Source organism: Kitasatospora sp. NPDC028961, from assembly GCF_055564815.1.
This window is the reverse complement of record NZ_JBVHVO010000005.1, coordinates 45006-60733: the sequence shown is the minus strand read 5'-3', so window position 1 is coordinate 60733 and position 15728 is coordinate 45006. Positions and strand designations below refer to the sequence as shown.

Below are 15728 nucleotides of genomic sequence, written 5' to 3'. Positions count from 1 at the left end.
TCTCTCCAGCAGAAGACGCCGGTGCCCCGTGGGCACCCGCGGTGATGACTGAGGGTTGGGGAATGCGGGCCTCGCTGGCGGCCGGAGCACAGGGGTTGACCGGTTACCGACCCCACAATAGGCACGAAACGTGCACTACGCACAGGTTTCGCCCGCTGCCGTGATGACTTGAATGCTCTGCGTGACTCATTCTTCACTGTTCCCGATCAGGAGCCGTTCCAACTCTTTTCGGTCGGGAAGTCCTGCGGGTTGTTCGACCCGACCGCTGCGGACGTACAGGAAGGACGCCGTGACCTGCTCCGGCGGAACTCCCAACTGTTCGGCCCAGGCGACCCGGTAGACCGCGAGCTGGAGCGGATCGGCGGTCTCCTCGCGGTGCGTCTTCCAGTCCACCACTTCGTAGCGTGACGCGCCGCCGAATTCCGACCGGCCGTCATCTTCCCGGTAGACCGCATCGATCCGGCCGCGCACCACCCGGCCCGCCAGCACCAACTGGAACGGCGCCTCGACCCGGTAGGGCGTCCGGTTCGCGTAGGGCGTGCGCAGGAACGCCTCCTTGAGCCGCTCCAGGTCCTGCTCGTCCTCGATGCCGTCGTCGTCCGCGCCCGGCAGCGCGCCCGGCTCGATCAGCAGCAGCGGCTCGATCCGGGACTGCACCCAGGCGTGGAACCGGGTGCCCCGGCGGGCGGCCGGCTGCGGCGGCCGGGGCATCGGGCGGGCCAGGTCGTGCGCGAAGCCGTCCGGATCGGCGGCCAGCCGCTGGAGCTGGGTGGCGGACAGCGCGGCGGGCAGCGGCACCTCCCGGACGCTGCGCCGGGACCGCTCCAACTCGCCGACCAGCGCGGTGAGGTCGCGGTCCCAGGACTCGACCTGGCGGCGGTCCTCGGCGGCCATCGGCTCCGGTTCGGGGGCGGGCAGGCCGGCGAGGCGGCGGTGCACCACCTCGGCGACCCGGCGGCGGGCGTGCTGGGCCGCCGGATCCAGCGGCAGCGGCCAGGGGCGCTCGACGGGCGCGGCCAGCGCCGGGTTCTCGGCGCCCTTGGGCGGCTGCTCGGCCCAGTGTTCGAGCTCGCCCGCGCCGGGCCGCTCGCAGTGCGTCCGCAGCCGCTCCAGGAAGGCGGACGGGCCGCGCACGGTCTTCTGGCTGGGGCCCCACCAGTGCCCGGAGGCCAGCAGCAGCGACCGCGGCCGGGTGAAGGCGACGTAGCCGAGGCGCAGTTCCTCGGTGCCCGAGTGCTCGGCGAGCGCCGCCTTGAAGGCGGCCATGGACTTGCTGTTCCACCCGCCGCGCACATCGGGCAGGGTGGCCGCGTCGCCGCGCAGGGCGTGCGGCAGCACCCGCTTGACGCTGGTCCAGCGCTCGCGCGTGGTCGAGGACGGGAAGGCGCCCCTGACCAGCCCGGGAACGGCCACGACGTCCCACTCCAGGCCCTTGGACTTGTGCGCGGTGAGGACCTTCACGGTGTCCTCCCCGCCGGGCAGGCTGCTGTCCAGCCCGCGCTCGTACTCCTGGGCGGCGCGCAGGAAGCCGAGGAACGCCGACAGGCCCGGGTCGCCGTCCAGGTCCGCGAAGCCGGCCGCGACGTCCAGGAAGGCGTGCAGGGTCTCCCGGCGGCGGGCGGCCAGGGCCTGGGGGGAGGCCGCGAGTTCGACCTCCAGGCCGGTGACCGCGAGCACCCGGTGCAGCACGTCCATCAGCGGCTCGGCGAGCGAGCGGCGCAGCTCGCGCAGCTCCCGGGCGAGCCGGGCGAAGCGCGGCCTGGCCTCCGCGGAGAACGGCAGCTCGTCGGACCGGTCGCCGTCCCCGCCGGACGCCGGGTCCAGGAAGGTCTCCAGCGCGTCGGCCAGCGAGACCACCTCGGTCGGATCGGCCTCGGCGACGGCCGCGGCCAGCGCCTCGACGCCCTCCGGCCGGGCGGTGCGCACCAGTTCGGCGGCGCGCCGGCCGAGCAGGGCGAGGTCGCGCGGGCCGATCCGCCAGCGCGGGCCGATCAGCAGCCGGACCAGCGCCGCGTTGGCGGTCGGGTCCTGCAGCACCTCGCAGGTGGCCACCAGGTCGGCCACCTCGGGCAGTTGCAGCAGGCCGCCGAGTCCGACCACCTCGACCGGCACCTCCCGGGCGACCAGCGCCGCGTGGATGTCGGGGAAGGCCGCGCCGCCCCGGCAGAGCACGGCGATCCGGCCCGGGGCGGTCCCGGTGCGGACCAGGTGGGCGATCGAGTCGGCCAGCCAGTCGATCTCCTGCGCGTGGGTGGGCAGCAGCGCGGCCCGGACGTAGCCCTCCTGCTCGGCGCCGGGAGCCGGGCGCAGCGCCTCGACGCCCTCGTGCATCGCGCGCAGCGGTTCGGCCAGCTCGTTGGCGAAGGCGAGCAGCCGCCCGCCGCTACGGCGGTTCTCGCTGAGCGAGTACCGGGCCGCCCCGGAGCCGTCGGCCTTCGGGAAGTGCCGGGGGAAGTCGTCCAGGTTGGCGACCGAGGCGCCGCGCCAGCCGTAGATCGCCTGGCAGGGGTCGCCGACGGCGGTGACGGGGTGGCCGGTGCCCCGCCCCTCGGGGCCGGCGCCGTACAGGCCGGCCAGCATCAGCCGCTGCGCCACCGAGGTGTCCTGGTACTCGTCGAGCAGCACCACCCGGTACTGGGCCCGGAGCAGCTCGCCGACCTCGGGGCGCTGCTGCGCGAGCCGGGCGGCGGCGGCTATCTGGTCGCCGAAGTCCATCAGCCCGGCCGCGGCCTTGCGCCGCCGGTACTCCTCGACCAGGCGCAGCAGCTCCAGCCGGGCCCGGGCGGTGACCGGCACGGCCCGCAGGTCGTCGTTGCCGAGCCGGACGGTGGCGAGGGTGTCGAGCAGCTCCTCGTCGAAGGCGCGCAGCGCGTCCGGCTCGACCAGGTGCTCGGCGAGCTCGCCGTCCAGCGCGGTCAGGTCGGCGACCAGGTTGCTGAAGGTCCCGGTGAGCGCCGGGAAGGGACCGCGCGCGGTGCGCAGCACCTTGGCGGCGAGCTGGAAGCGGGTGGCGTCGGCGAGCAGCCGGACGTCCGGCTCGATGCCGATCCGCAGGCCGTGCTCCTTGAGCAGGCGGCCGGCGAAGGCGTGGTAGGTGGAGATCTCCGGCTCGCCGAGCGCCTCCTCGTCCGGTTCGGCCACGCCGCCGAGCCGCAGGGCCGCGCGGACGCGTTCGGCGAGCTCCCCGGCGGCCTTGTTGGTGAAGGTGAGGCCGAGCACCTCCTCCGGGCGGACGGCCCCGGACCCGACCAGCCAGACCACCCGGGCGGCCATCACCGTGGTCTTCCCGGAGCCCGCCCCGGCGACGATCACGGCCGGCTCCAGCGGGGCGCCGATGGCCGCCATCTGCTCCCGGTTGAACGGGATGCCCAGCAGCTCCTTGAGCTGGTCGGGGTGGCTGAGCGCGGCGGTCACCCCGCAACGTTAACGGGCACCGCCGACAGTCCGGGCCCCTCGCCCGGCCCGCTGTGGCCACCCCCACACCGCGGCGCTCACTCCACCACCTGGGCGCCGTCACGCTGGGCCGAGCAGCTGCGACGGAAGGTGCAGCGGTCGCAGCCGCCGCCGGTCCGCGGCACGAAGCGCTCGGCGAGGACCCGCCCGGCGGCGTCGGCCAGCAGGTTCTCGATCCACGGCTCGCCGTCCGGCGGGTCCTGGCGCTGCACCTTGGGCGCCTCCGGGGCGCCCTTGTCGGGCTTGCGCAGCTGCACCAGCTCGGCCCCGCCGGAGTCGGGGACCCGGCCCTCGAACCCGGGCAGCTCGTTGAGCGCCCCGGCCCGGACGGCGAGCTGGTAGACCGCGAGCTGCTTGTGCTCGGGCAGCGACTTGTCGGTCGGCGCCTCCTTGCCGGTCTTGAAGTCCACCACGTAGGCCCGCCCGGCGTCGTCCTTCTCCACCCGGTCCATCGAGCCGCGGATCCGCACCGAGACGCCGCCGACGTCCAGCGTGACGTCGAAGCCGTGCTCGGTGGCGACCACGTCGCGGCCGCGTTGCAGGACGTGCCAGTTCAGGAAGCGCTCCAGGGCGGCCCGGGCCTCGGTCTTCTCCTGCTGGGACTTCCAGGGCGCGTCGAAGGCCAGCGCGTCCCAGACCGTGTCCAGCCGCTCCATCAGCACGGCGAGGTCGGCGGGGGTGCGGCCGGAGCCGACCTCGTCGGCGAGGGCGTGCACCACGTTGCCGAAGCCCTGGGCGGCCGAACCGGCGCCGCGCGCCTTGACCTCCTTGTCCAGGAACCACTGCAGCGAGCAGTTCTCCAGCTGCTCCAGGCCGCTGCCGGAGAGCCGGACCGGCAGATCGGCGCTGCGCAGCGGCTCGGGGGCGGCGGTGGCGTCGTCCAGGCCCCACCAGCGGTCCGGGTGGGCGGCCGGCACCAGCGGCAGGCCGTCCTCGTCGGCGGCCAGCGCCAGGGTGGCGAGCCGCTCGGCGGCGGCGCGGCGCAGCTCGGGCGACCGGGCCGGGTCGACGGTGACCGCGCGCAGCTCGGCGACCAGCGCGGGGACGGACAGCGGGCGGCGCGGGCGGTGGGTGACGTCCTCGACGGTGACCGGCGGGGTGCGGCGCAGCACCTTGCCGGTCCGCGGGTCGACGTCCTCGCGGTAGAGCTCGCGCAGGAAGCGGGACGGCTCGTCGCCGTCGTCGGCGGGGGCCTTGACGGCGGTGACGATCAGCCGCTCCTTGGCGCGGGTGGCGGCGACGTAGAAGAGCCGGCGCTCCTCGCCGAGCAGGGCGGCCGGGGAGAGCGGCTCGGCCAGGCCGTCGCGGCCGATCCGGTCGGCCTCCAGCAGCGAGCCGCGGCGGCGCAGGTCGGGCCAGAGGCCGTCCTGGACGCCGGCCACCACGACCACCCGCCACTCCAGGCCCTTGGAGCGGTGCGCGGTCATCAGCCGGACGGCGTCCGGGCGGACGGCCCGCACGGTGAGGGTGTCGGCCGCGATGTCCTGGGCCTCCAGCTCGGCGAGCAGGTCGAGGGCGCTGCGGTGGCCGGTGACCTGCTCCTCGGCGCGGGCGGCGGTCTCGAACAGGGCGCAGAGCGCGTCGAGGTCCCGGTCGGCGTTGCGGCCGGCGGCGCCGCCGCGCAGCGCCGCCCGCTCCAGGCGCTCGCGCCAGCGCCGGCTGCCGTCCCAGAGCTCCCAGAGCGCGTCCTCCGCGGTGCAGCCGCCGGCCAGCCGCTCGCGGACCTTGCGCAGCAGGGTGCCGAGGTCGCGGGCGCGCCGGGCGTGCGAGGGGTCGAGGGCGATCAGCCGCTCGGGCTCGGCGAGGGCCTCGCGGATCAGCTCCTCGGCCGCGCGGGGCACGGCCGCCGCCCGGCCGTCGGCGCGCAGCGCGGCGCGCTCCTCCTCGCGCAGGGCGCGGCCGAGGCGGCGCAGGTCGGAGCCGTCCAGGCCGCCGAGCGGGCCGGTGAGCAGGGTGTGCGCGAGCTCGGTGGTGAGCGGGTCGGGGCCGGCGGCGCGATCGTGCTTGTCCCGGGCGGCCTGCTCGGCGCAGACCCGCAGGGCGAGCAGCAGCTGGGCGACGGCGGGCTCCTCGCGCAGCGGCAGGTCGTCACCGTCGATCTCCAGCGGGACGCCGGCCGCGCCGAGCGCCCGCCGCACCCCGGGGATGGACCGGCCGCCGGCCCGGACCAGGACGGCCATCTCGCCCCACGGCACGCCGTCCTCCAGGTGGGCGCGGCGCAGCAGGTCGGCGATCGAGTCCAGCTCGGTGCCCGGGGTCGGGTAGGTGTACACCTCGACCCGGCCGCCCTCGCGGGACGGCAGCAGGGCCCGGTGCTGGGCGAGCTTGTCGGCCGGCAGCCGGCCCATCGGCATCCGCCGGGCCAGCTCGCGGGAGGCGGCGAGCAGTACGGCGCCGGAGCGGCGGGAGACCCGCAGCACCTTGACCTCGGCCGGGCCGCCACCGGCCTGCCGGAAGGTCTGCGGGAACTCCAGGATGCCGTTGATGTCGGCGCCGCGGAACGCGTAGATCGACTGGTCCGGATCCCCGACGGCGACCAGCTCCCGCCCGCCGCCGGCGAGCTGGCGCAGCAGCCGGACCTGCGAGGGGTCGGTGTCCTGGTACTCGTCGACGAAGACCACCTCGTAGCGCTGCCGCAGCCGCTCGCCCACCTCGGGGCGCTCGGCCAGCAGCACCGCGCGGTGGACCAGCTCGGCGTAGTCGAGCACCCCGCGCAGGTCCAGGACGTCCAGGTAGTCGGCCAGGAAGTGGGCGGCGGCCGCCCAGTCGGGGCGCTGCACGCCCTCGGCGAACCGCCGCAGCTCGGCCTCGCCGAGGCCTAGCTCCCGGCTGCGGGCGAGCACGGCGCGGACCTCGTCGGCGAAGCCGCGGGTGGTCAGGCAGGCCCGGAGGTCGAGCGGCCAGTCGATCCGGCCCCGGCCCCCGCGGGCGTCCTCGGCGCCGCCGGCCAGCAGCTCGCGGACCATGACGTCCTGCTCGGGGCCGGAGAGCAGCCGCAGCGGCTCGGCGTAGTCCTGAGGGTCCTGGTGGGCCCGGAGCAGCGCGTAGCAGAAGGAGTGGAAGGTGGTGGCCTGCGGGGCGGGGGCGGAGGCCCCGAGCCGGCCGGACATCCGGTCGCGCAGTTCCATCGCGGCCTTGCGGCTGAAGGTCAGCACCAGGATCCGCTCGGGGTCGGTGCCGCGCTCGATCCGCCGGGCGACGGCCTCCACCAGCGTGGTGGTCTTGCCGGTCCCGGGCCCGGCGAGCACCAGCAGCGGGCCGCCCGCGTGCTCCACCACGGCGCGCTGGTAGTCGTCCAGCACGGGCGGGGCGGGGAGCGCGAGGGGGCTGCGCACCAGACGGTAGGGGGAGCTCACGGACGTCCTGGGGGTCGTGCTTCGGGCAACGGCGGACGGGCCCGCGGCGGGGCCCGTCCGTATCGAGCCTACGATCCTGCCCCGTCATTCCCGTCCTCGCACCCGGTTCGGCGCTACCGGCCGTCCCAGCGGGCCCGCTTCAGGTCGACCCGGGGCGGGTCGGCGAGTTCGCGCAGCGGGGTGCCCTCCTCGCCGTACCGGGCGAGGGCGCGGTACTCGTGTCCGGGCAGGAACCGGCCGTCCGCGCGGACCACCCGCCACCAGGGCACCGAGCCGCCGTACAGGGCCATCACCCGGCCGACCTGGCGGGGGCCGCCCTGACCGAGGTACTCGGCAACGTCCCCGTAGGTCATCACCCGGCCGGGTGGAATCCGCTCGGTCAGGTCGAGAACCAGTTCGGCGAAGGGCGGCAGGCCGCCCGGTCCGGCGTCGTCGGTAGCGTCCGTCACCTGCGGCATTCTTCCTCACCGGCCCCGGCGCGCGGCACGGTACGCATGATCCGCCGCGCCCGATCCGGCCCCTGTCCAGCACGGGGCGCCGCGGCATGCCACCATCTTCGGGGCGGTGAGTGGTGATACGAGGACAAGACCAGATGACCGGGACGGCTGACGTGGGCGAGGGCGAGGACTCCGACGAGTCTTCCGACACCATGCCCGCAGGCCCCGGTGGAGAGCCCGCCGCCACGCCGACACCCGAAGTCTCCCTGATCAAGGACCGGACGATCAAGACCCCGCAGCCGACCGAACCCGGGGCCGTCCCCGGGGCCGGGGCGCCCGGACCGGCCCCGGCCGGCGTCCCGGCCCAGCAGCCCGAGCCGCCCGCCGTCCCCGAGCCGTCCCCGGTACCCCAGGAGCCGCCCCCGGTACCCGAGGAGCCCTTCCTGGTACCCGAGGGACAGGAGCGGCCGCAGGAGCACGCGGAGTACGAGGGGTACGACCCGCTGGACGACACCCCCTACCTGGACGTCGACGAACCGCTGCTCGCCGCCCGCGCGCACCGCCCGTCGGACCTGATCCGCTTCCTGGCCGGCGTCCTCGGCATAGTCGCCGTGTTCGTCCTGGCCGGGGTGGCGACCTCGACCACCACCGGCATCGAGCTGGACATCGCCTCCAACGCGCCGCGCTTCTCCCCGGTGCTCGCCACCATCACCGGCCTGGTCTCCAGCGTCGCGGTGCTCGCCGTCCCGCTCGCCTTCGCGGTCGAGCGCCTGATCAAACGCGACGGCCTGCGGGTCGCCGACGGCGTCCTCGCCTCGGTGCTCTCCTACGGCGTCTCGCTGGGCATCGACTGGTGGGTGGCCGAAGGCGCCTCCGAACACATCCGGGACGCCCTCACCCGGCTGCCGATGGACAGCAACGGCACCCTCACCGACCCGGTGCACGGCTATCTGGCGCCGGTGATCGCCTACATGACCGCGGTCGGCATGTCGAGCCGGCCGCGCTGGCGGGTCGCCCTCTGGGTGGTGGTGGTCTTCAGCGGGCTCACCGAGCTGCTCGGCGGCTACACCACCCCGCTGTCCCTGCTGCTCACCGTGCTGATCGGCTGGTCCGTCGCGTACGGCACGCTGTACGCGATCGGCTCGCCCAACATCCGGCCCACCGGCCAGCACCTGATGATCGGCCTGCGCAAGGTCGGCTTCACCCCGGCCAGCGCCCACCGCGCCCCCGACGCCCCCGGCGGCACCCGCCGCTACTACGTCGGCCAGCAGAGCGGCCCGCCGCTGGACGTCCACATCATCGACCGCGAGCAGCAGGCCTCCGGCTTCTTCTACCGCGCCTGGCGGCGGCTGCGGCTGCGCTCGGTGGCCGTCCGCCGCAGCCCGCAGTCGCTGCGCCAGGCGCTGGAGCAGGAGGCGCTGATCGCCTACGCGGCCGCCGCCTCGGGCGCCCACTCGCCGCAGCTGGTGGCCACCTCCGAGCTGGGCCCGGACGCCGCGATCCTGGTCTACGAGAACGTCGAGGGCCGCATCCTGGACGACCTCTCGGACGAGGAGGTCACCGACCGGGTGATGGCCTCGCTCTGGGAGTCCGTCGCCGCCCTGCACGAGCGCCGGATCGCGCACCGCCGGCTGACCGGCGAGTCGCTGCTGGTGGTCGACGAGAAGGCGGCCTGCCTGGTCAACCTCTCCGGCGGCGACATCGCCGCCACCGATCTGACGCTGCGCATCGACGTCGCCCAGCTGCTCACCACCTTCGCCCTGCGGATCGGCCCGGAGCGGGCGGTCGCGACCGCCAACGCCGTCCTCGGCGCCGAGCGGGTCGCGCAGGCGCTGCCGCTGCTGCAGCCGGTCGGGTTGAGCCGCTCCACCAGGGTCGACCTGAAGAAGCTCAGCAAGGAGCGCAAGACCGCCGCCCGGGCCCAGGCGCTGGAGCAGGTCGCCGCCGGCGAGCGCACCCAGCAGCAGGCCGAGGAGGACATCGCGGTCGCCGGGGAGGACCTGCTCAGCCGGATCCGCGGCCAGATCCTCCAGATCGCCCCCGAGGCGCCGACCGAGACGGCCAAGCTGGAGCGGCTGAAGCCGAAGAGCCTGATCATGGTGATCGCGCTCACCTTCGCCGCCTACCTCGCGCTGACCACCATCAAGCCGGCCCAGCTCAAGCTCTCCCAGATGAACTGGGCCTGGGCGGCCGTGGCGCTCGCCGCCGCCGCGTTCAGCTACGTCGCCGCCTCGATGAGCCTGACCGGCTTCGTCCCGGAGAAGCTGCCGTTCCGCCGCACCGTGGCGGCCCAGCTGGCCGGCTCCTTCGTCAAGCTGGTGGCGCCGGCCGCGATCGGCGGCATCGCGCTGAACACCCGCTACCTGCAGAAGGCCGGGATCCGCTCCGGGCAGGCGGTCGCCTCGGTCGGCGCCTCCCAGCTGGCCGGCCTGGCCGGGCACCTGCTGCTGCTGTTCAGCTTCGGCCTGATCACCGGCAGCCAGACCAACGGGGACCTCTCGGCCTCCCGCGCGGTGATCATCGGCGTGCTGACCGCCGCCGTGCTCGCCCTGGTGGTCGCGGCCGTCTCGCCGCTGCGGCGGTTCGTGCTGAACCGGCTGCGCTCGCTGTTCTTCGGCGTGGTGCCGCGGATGCTCGACCTGATGCAGACGCCCAGCAAGCTGGTCACCGGCTTCGGCGGGATCCTGCTGCTGACGCTCTCCTTCACCGCCTGCCTGGACGCCTCGGTGCAGGCCTTCGGCGGCAGCATCAGCTTCTCGGCGGTCGCGGTGGTCTTCCTGACCGCCAACGCGGCCGGCTCGGCCATCCCCACCCCCGGCGGCATCGGCCCGGTCGAGGTCGCCCTGATCGGTGCGCTCACCGTCGCCGACGTGCCCCCGACGATCGCCACCCCGGCGGTCTTCCTCTACCGGGCGCTCACCTTCTGGCTGCCCGTCCTGCCCGGCTGGATCTCCTACAACATGCTCCAGCGCAAGGGCGCCCTGTAGGGCTCCCGGTACGCGGGAAGGGCCCGCCGGATCGCTCCGGCGGGCCCTTCCGGCGTCTGCTAGTAGACCGGCTTGTGCGGCTCGACCTGGTTCACCCAGCCGAGCACGCCGCCGCCGAGGTGGACGGCGTTGGAGAACCCGGCCGCCTTCACCACGGCCAGCACCTCGGCCGAGCGGACGCCCGACTTGCAGTGCAGCACGATCTTCCGGTCCTGCGGCAGCGACTCCAGCGCGTTGCCCATCAGGAACTCGTTCTTCGGGATCAGCACCGCGCCGGGGATGTTGACGATCTCGTACTCGCCGGGCTCGCGGACGTCGATCAGGAAGATGTCCTCCTTGTCGTCCTGCCACTGCTTGAGCTGCTTCGAGGTGATCGTCGAACCGGCGGCGGCGGCCTGGGCCTCCTCCGACACGACGCCGCAGAAGGCCTCGTAGTCGATCAGCTCGGTGACCGTCGGGTTCTCGCCGCAGAGCGCGCAGTTCGGGTCCTTGCGGACCTTCACCTGGCGGTAGTTCATCTCCAGGGCGTCGTAGATCATCAGTCGGCCGACCAGCGGCTCGCCGACACCGGCCAGCAGCTTGATCGCCTCGGTGACCTGGATCGAGCCGATGGACGCGCAGAGCACGCCCAGCACGCCGCCCTCGGCGCAGGACGGGACCATGCCCGCCGGCGGGGCCTCGGGGTAGAGGCAGCGGTAGCACGGGCCGTGCTCGGCCCAGAACACGCTGGCCTGGCCGTCGAAGCGGTAGATCGAGCCCCACACGTAGGGCTTGCCGAGCAGCACCGCGGCGTCGTTCACCAGGTACCGGGTGGCGAAGTTGTCGGTGCCGTCGACGATCAGGTCGTAGCCGGAGAAGATCTCCATCACGTTGTCGTTGTCGAGGCGCTCCTCGTGGAGGATCACGTCCACGTAGGGGTTGATCTCCTTGACCGAGTCCCGCGCCGACTCGCCCTTGGAGCGGCCGATGTCCGACTGGCCGTGGATGATCTGCCGCTGCAGGTTGGACTCGTCCACCACGTCGAACTCGACGATGCCGAGCGTGCCCACGCCGGCGGCGGCGAGGTACATCAGCGCGGGCGAGCCCAGGCCGCCGGCGCCGACGCACAGCACCTTGGCGTTCTTCAGCCGCTTCTGCCCGGCCATGCCCACGTCGGGGATGATCAGGTGGCGGGAGTACCTGCGGACCTCGTCGACGGTGAGCTCGGCGGCCGGCTCGACCAGGGGTGGCAGCGACACGGGGACTCCGATGGTCGTCGGTTCAGGTGGCCAGGGGCCGACCTCTAGTGGCTTCACGCTCCGCCACCGCGGTGGCTCAGCTAGGCCAACAGTGTCATGCCGCCCCGGTATTCCGAGACAGCTCGTCCGAGGGGCGAGACAGCCGGCCTCGGATGCTGGGACCGCCCGCCGGAGCCGCCCGGGGCGGCGGACGGCGGGCGCCCGGGAGCGCCGCGGCCCGCCTCAGCGGGGCCGTCGCGCACCCGGGCACCCACGTGCCGGCGGGTCAGACCCGGCAGGCCGTCTCCAGCCAGACGTCGCCCAGCGACTCCTCCAGCGGCACCTGTGTCCGCCAGCCGAGACGGTCCCGGGCGGTCCGCACGTCCGCCTGGCGCCACGGCACCGGCTCGCCCGCCGGGCCCCGCCCCTCGGTCGGCCGTGCCTCCGCGGGCCGGTGGTACGGGCCGCCGTGCTGGCCCGCGTGCCGGTCGACGTGCCGGTCCGCGTGCCGGTCCGCGTGCCGGTCGACGTGCTCGACCGGCCCGCCGGCCTGCGCGGGGAGCAGGACCGGCCGGTTCTCCTCCACGATCGCCCCTTCGAAGCCCGAGGCCCGGACCAGCAGCTGGGCCGCCTCGCGGGCCCGGACGGCGTGCCCGCTGCCGATGTTGATCACCCCGGTGGCCGCCGACACCGCCGCCGCCTGGATCGCCCGGGCGACGTCCCGGACGTCGACGAAATCCCGGTATCCGGACAGGTCCGGCATCCGCACCTGCGACTCCTCGCGCTCCAGCGCCCGGCGCAGCCCCTCGGCGAGCCGCCCGAACAGCGAGGCCGTCGGCGCCCCCGGCCCCACCACGTCGAACACCCGGAGCACCGCCGCGTCCAGCCCGGAGGCCAGCACCAGCTCCGTCCCGGCGAGCTTGGAGACCCCGTACGGGCCGACCGGACGCGGCTCGGCGCCCTCCGAGACCGGGACCCCGCCCGGCACCGGCCCGTACTCGGCCGCCGAGCCGACGTGCACCAGCCGGGCCGGCTCCCGGCTGCGCCGGATCGCCTCGCAGACCGTGGCGACGGCCAGCGTGTTCGCCCGGATCAGCGTCCGCGAGCTGCCGTAGGTGGCGCCCGCGCAGTTGATCACCACCTGGGGCGCGACCGCGTCCAGGAACCGGGCGAGCGCGCCCGGACTCCCGGTGGTCAGGTCGAAGCGGATGTCGGCCGAGTCGCGCCGGCCGAGCACCGTCACCTGCAACTCCTGGTCCACGAGCAGACGATCGGTGACCCGGCGGCCGATAAAGCCGTCGGCGCCCAGCAGCAGCACCCTCATCGGGGGTGTCCTTCCACGAAGCGAGGTCGGGTACGACCTGGCGGACAGAGTGAACAACGGGAGGTCGAACGGTTCGGTGGGGCCGGGCTCAGCGGTGCGTGTCGGCCCGGTCGAGCACCGGCCAGGCGTACGCCAGCAGGGCGAGCGCGACCGCGCCGCCGCCGAGCAGCCAGGCCGTCGGCGCGGAGCGGCCCAGGAGGAGCGGCGCCGCGACGGCGGCCGGCCCGGCGAGCGCGCCCAGCGCGGCGGCGGCGGTCCGGCCGGACCGGGCCAGCAGCGCGGGCAGCACCAGCAGCAGCCCGAGCACACCCTGCGCCGCCCACTGGGCGGGGTCGGCCCGCTCGGCCACCAGGTGCGGCAGTCCGCCGCCGGGGGCCGGCCCGGGCCGGGGCGCCACGGCCGTCAGCACCGCGAGGGCGGCGAAGGTCAGGACCGCGAGGACGGCCAGGTGCAGGGCGACGGCCACCGGCAGGACCGGCCGCATCCGGGCCCGGAACTCCGCGAGGGTGCCCGCCACGCGCAGGTGGCCGCGGGCGATGTGCCGGAACCACCGCGCCGCCCACTCGGCCGACCCGGCCGACAGCGCCGCGGCCAGCACCAGCGCGGCCGTCGCCCGGGTGTCCCCGGTGCCGGACGCCCCGAACCCGGCGCCGACCCCGGCCAGCGGGAGCAGCAGCAGGGCGGCCACCCCGCACCCGTGGCCCAGCCCGGCCGGCCGCCACCGCCGGGCCCGGGGGCCGGGGCCCCCGGCGGCCGGTCCGAGCCCGGCGTCCGGCGGGTCGACGGCCGGGGCGCCGGCCGCGGCCCGGCCGGCCCGGTCGGAGGCGGACACCGCCGACCCCAGCGCGAGCACGGCGGCGGCCGGCAGCAGCACCGGCCACCGCCCGGCCGCCCCGACGGCCGCCCCGACCGGTGGCGCGGCCAGCGCCGCCGCCCGGAGCGCCGCACCCCACCGGCGCGGCCGGTGGCCGTCCGCCGCCGCCGGGTCCGGCGGCGGACGGCGCGGCACCCGGGCGTACAGCTCGTCGGCGAGCGAGAACAGATCGGCGTGCCGGCAGCGCGCGGCCGTCTCCGGCCCGCAGCCCGCCTCCTCCAGCCCGGCGGCGATCTCCAGCGGATCGACGGCCCGCTCGCAGAGCTCCCGGTGCTCCGCCATCACCTCCCGGACCGGATCGCCGAAGACTCCGGGCCCCGTGGCCGGGCCGCTCCCGGCGACCGGGGCGCCGCCGGCCATCAGAGGGCCTCCGCGAGTGCGCCGGGCCGCTCGGACGCCTCGCCCGCGCCCTCGTCCGCGCCCTGCCCCTCGCCGACCGGCTGCCCGGTGCCGGCGCCGTCCCGGCGGTCGGCCAGCCAGTACTCGGCGGGCCGGGCGAACGGACGGGGCCGCTCGGCGGCCGCACCACCGGACCGGGCCGTCGGGAAGCCCGGCCACTGCGAGACCAGCTCCAGGTAGATCTCCCGGAACGCGCCGATCACCGGTTCCACGGCGAAGCGTTCCTGCGCCCGCAACCGGCCCGCCAGCCCCAGCCGGGCCCGCCGCTCCGGGTCGCGCAGCAGGGCCAGACAGGCGCCCGCCAGTGCCCGCGGGTCGCGCGGCGGGACGAGCAGTCCGGTCGGGCCCACCACCTCCCGGGCCACCCCGACGTCCGTCGAGACCACCGCCCGGCCGCTCAGCATCGCGTCGGCCAGCAGCCGGGGGCCGCGCTGCGAGAGCGCCGAGAAGACCACCACCGTGCCGCTCTCCCAGGCCGCCGCCACCGGGTCGGGCCGCCCGGCGAACTCCACCGCCCCGGCCACCCCCAGCCGGTCGGCCACCGCCTCGCAGTGCGCCCGGTAGCCCGGGACGGCCTCCTCGCCGTGGACCACCAGCCGGGCCGCGGGCAGCTCGGCGCGGACCCGCGCGAAGGCGTGCAGCATCAGCTCGGTGTCCCGGCCCGGCTCCAGCGCGCCCGCCCAGGCCAGCGTCGGCGCGGCCGGCTCCGGGCCGGCCGCGGCCCGGGCCACCGCCGGGGTGCCCTCGTGGACCACCCTGGTCCGCGCCGGGTCGGCGCCGCAGCGGCGCTGCCACCGCTGGTCGTGGGCGCTGCCGGGGGTCAGTATCGCGGCCTGCCGGTACGTCTCCTCGGTGAGCGAGCGGAAGAAGGAGAGCAGCAGGGCCCGGACCGGCCAGCGGTAGGGCGCCTCGCGGTAGCCGAGGTACTGCTCGCGCAGGTGCAGCCCGTGCTCGGTGACCACGAACGGCACCCCGTGCAGCCGCTTGGCCACCAGCGCCGGCAGCGCCGCCGGACCGCCGCCGACCACGTGGCAGAGGTCGGCCGAGCCGAGGCCGCCCGGCCCGGCGCCGTACCAGGGGGCCGAGAGCGGGCGCAGGCACTGCTCCAGCAGGTCCGCCGCGACCAGCACGTCACGGACCAGCGGTTGCCCGGCCGAGGTGTCGGCGCCGGGCGAGCGCCAGACCCGCTCCAGGGTGCGCCGGGCGGCGGCGGAGGCCAGGAACGCGGACAGGCCGCCGTCCTCCCGGGCGAGCGCCGCCAGCCGGTACAGCCCCGCCCCGAACGAGGCCCGCTCGCCCGGCATCACCAGGGCCCGGACCAGTTCCTCGTACGCCCGGGCGTACTGGCGTCCGCGCAGCGCGCCGGGCAGCCGGCCGGCCGGGCGGCGCCCCCACAGCGCCAGCTCGTGCACCCCCAGCCAGCGCCCCCGCGGGCTCTCGGCGATGCCCGAACCGGCCGCGCCGGCCAGGACGAACAGCTCGAAGTCGTGCTCGGCGAGACCCTCCACCAGCCGGGCGCACCAGCCGCCGACGCCGTGTCCGGGGTGCGGACGGGCACCCTCGGTGAGCAGTGCAACGCGCACGGGAGACCTCCAGAACAGAACGGGACGACGGATGGCTGGAGCGGCTCGATCGGCACCCGGGCGCCCCGTGCGGGCACGGGTGCGGCCCGGGCGGAGGA

8 protein-coding genes are annotated in these 15728 nt (G+C 75.9%); 1 reads left to right on the top strand and 7 read right to left on the bottom strand.

The window, feature by feature from the left end:
- Nucleotides 1-186: 186 nt before the first annotated feature.
- From ACZ4UX_RS12645 to ACZ4UX_RS12635, 3 genes are all read right to left on the bottom strand, one after another.
- Nucleotides 187-3414: a UvrD-helicase domain-containing protein gene (locus ACZ4UX_RS12645; RefSeq protein ID WP_465706627.1), complete on the bottom strand. Its 3228-nt coding sequence runs from the start codon at nucleotides 3412-3414 to the stop codon at nucleotides 187-189.
- Nucleotides 3415-3491: 77 nt separating this feature from the next.
- Entirely contained in the window at nucleotides 3492-6809 is a 3318-nt protein-coding gene (locus ACZ4UX_RS12640; RefSeq protein WP_465706626.1) for an ATP-dependent helicase, read from the bottom strand.
- 113 nt (nucleotides 6810-6922) lie between these two features.
- Nucleotides 6923-7267 carry an MGMT family protein gene (locus tag ACZ4UX_RS12635; protein WP_465706625.1) on the bottom strand — a complete coding sequence of 115 codons (345 nt, stop codon included), beginning with the start codon at nucleotides 7265-7267 and terminating at the stop codon, nucleotides 6923-6925.
- A 134-nt stretch (nucleotides 7268-7401) separates the two neighbouring features.
- On the opposite strand from ACZ4UX_RS12635, the gene ACZ4UX_RS12630 reads away from it, so the two are divergent.
- Nucleotides 7402-10233 carry a flippase-like domain-containing protein gene (locus ACZ4UX_RS12630; RefSeq protein WP_465706624.1) on the top strand — a complete coding sequence of 944 codons (2832 nt, stop codon included), beginning with the start codon at nucleotides 7402-7404 and terminating at the stop codon, nucleotides 10231-10233.
- Nucleotides 10234-10292: 59 nt separating this feature from the next.
- Here the strand turns inward: ACZ4UX_RS12630 and moeZ are convergent, their stop codons facing one another.
- The 4 genes from moeZ to ACZ4UX_RS12610 form a co-directional block, all read right to left on the bottom strand.
- Nucleotides 10293-11471: an adenylyltransferase/sulfurtransferase MoeZ gene (gene moeZ, locus ACZ4UX_RS12625; RefSeq protein ID WP_329489492.1), complete on the bottom strand. Its 1179-nt coding sequence runs from the start codon at nucleotides 11469-11471 to the stop codon at nucleotides 10293-10295.
- Between the two features lie 265 nt (nucleotides 11472-11736).
- A complete protein-coding gene (locus ACZ4UX_RS12620; RefSeq protein WP_465706623.1) occupies nucleotides 11737-12774 on the bottom strand; it encodes an NAD-dependent epimerase/dehydratase family protein in 1038 nt (345 codons plus the stop codon).
- A gap of 88 nt (nucleotides 12775-12862) precedes the next feature.
- Entirely contained in the window at nucleotides 12863-14008 is a 1146-nt protein-coding gene (locus ACZ4UX_RS12615) for a hypothetical protein (RefSeq protein WP_465706622.1), read from the bottom strand.
- Nucleotides 14008-15630: a DUF3492 domain-containing protein gene (locus tag ACZ4UX_RS12610; RefSeq protein ID WP_465706621.1), complete on the bottom strand. Its 1623-nt coding sequence runs from the start codon at nucleotides 15628-15630 to the stop codon at nucleotides 14008-14010. Before ACZ4UX_RS12610 ends, ACZ4UX_RS12615 begins: the two co-directional genes overlap by 1 nt.
- Between the last annotated feature and the right edge of the window lie 98 nt (nucleotides 15631-15728).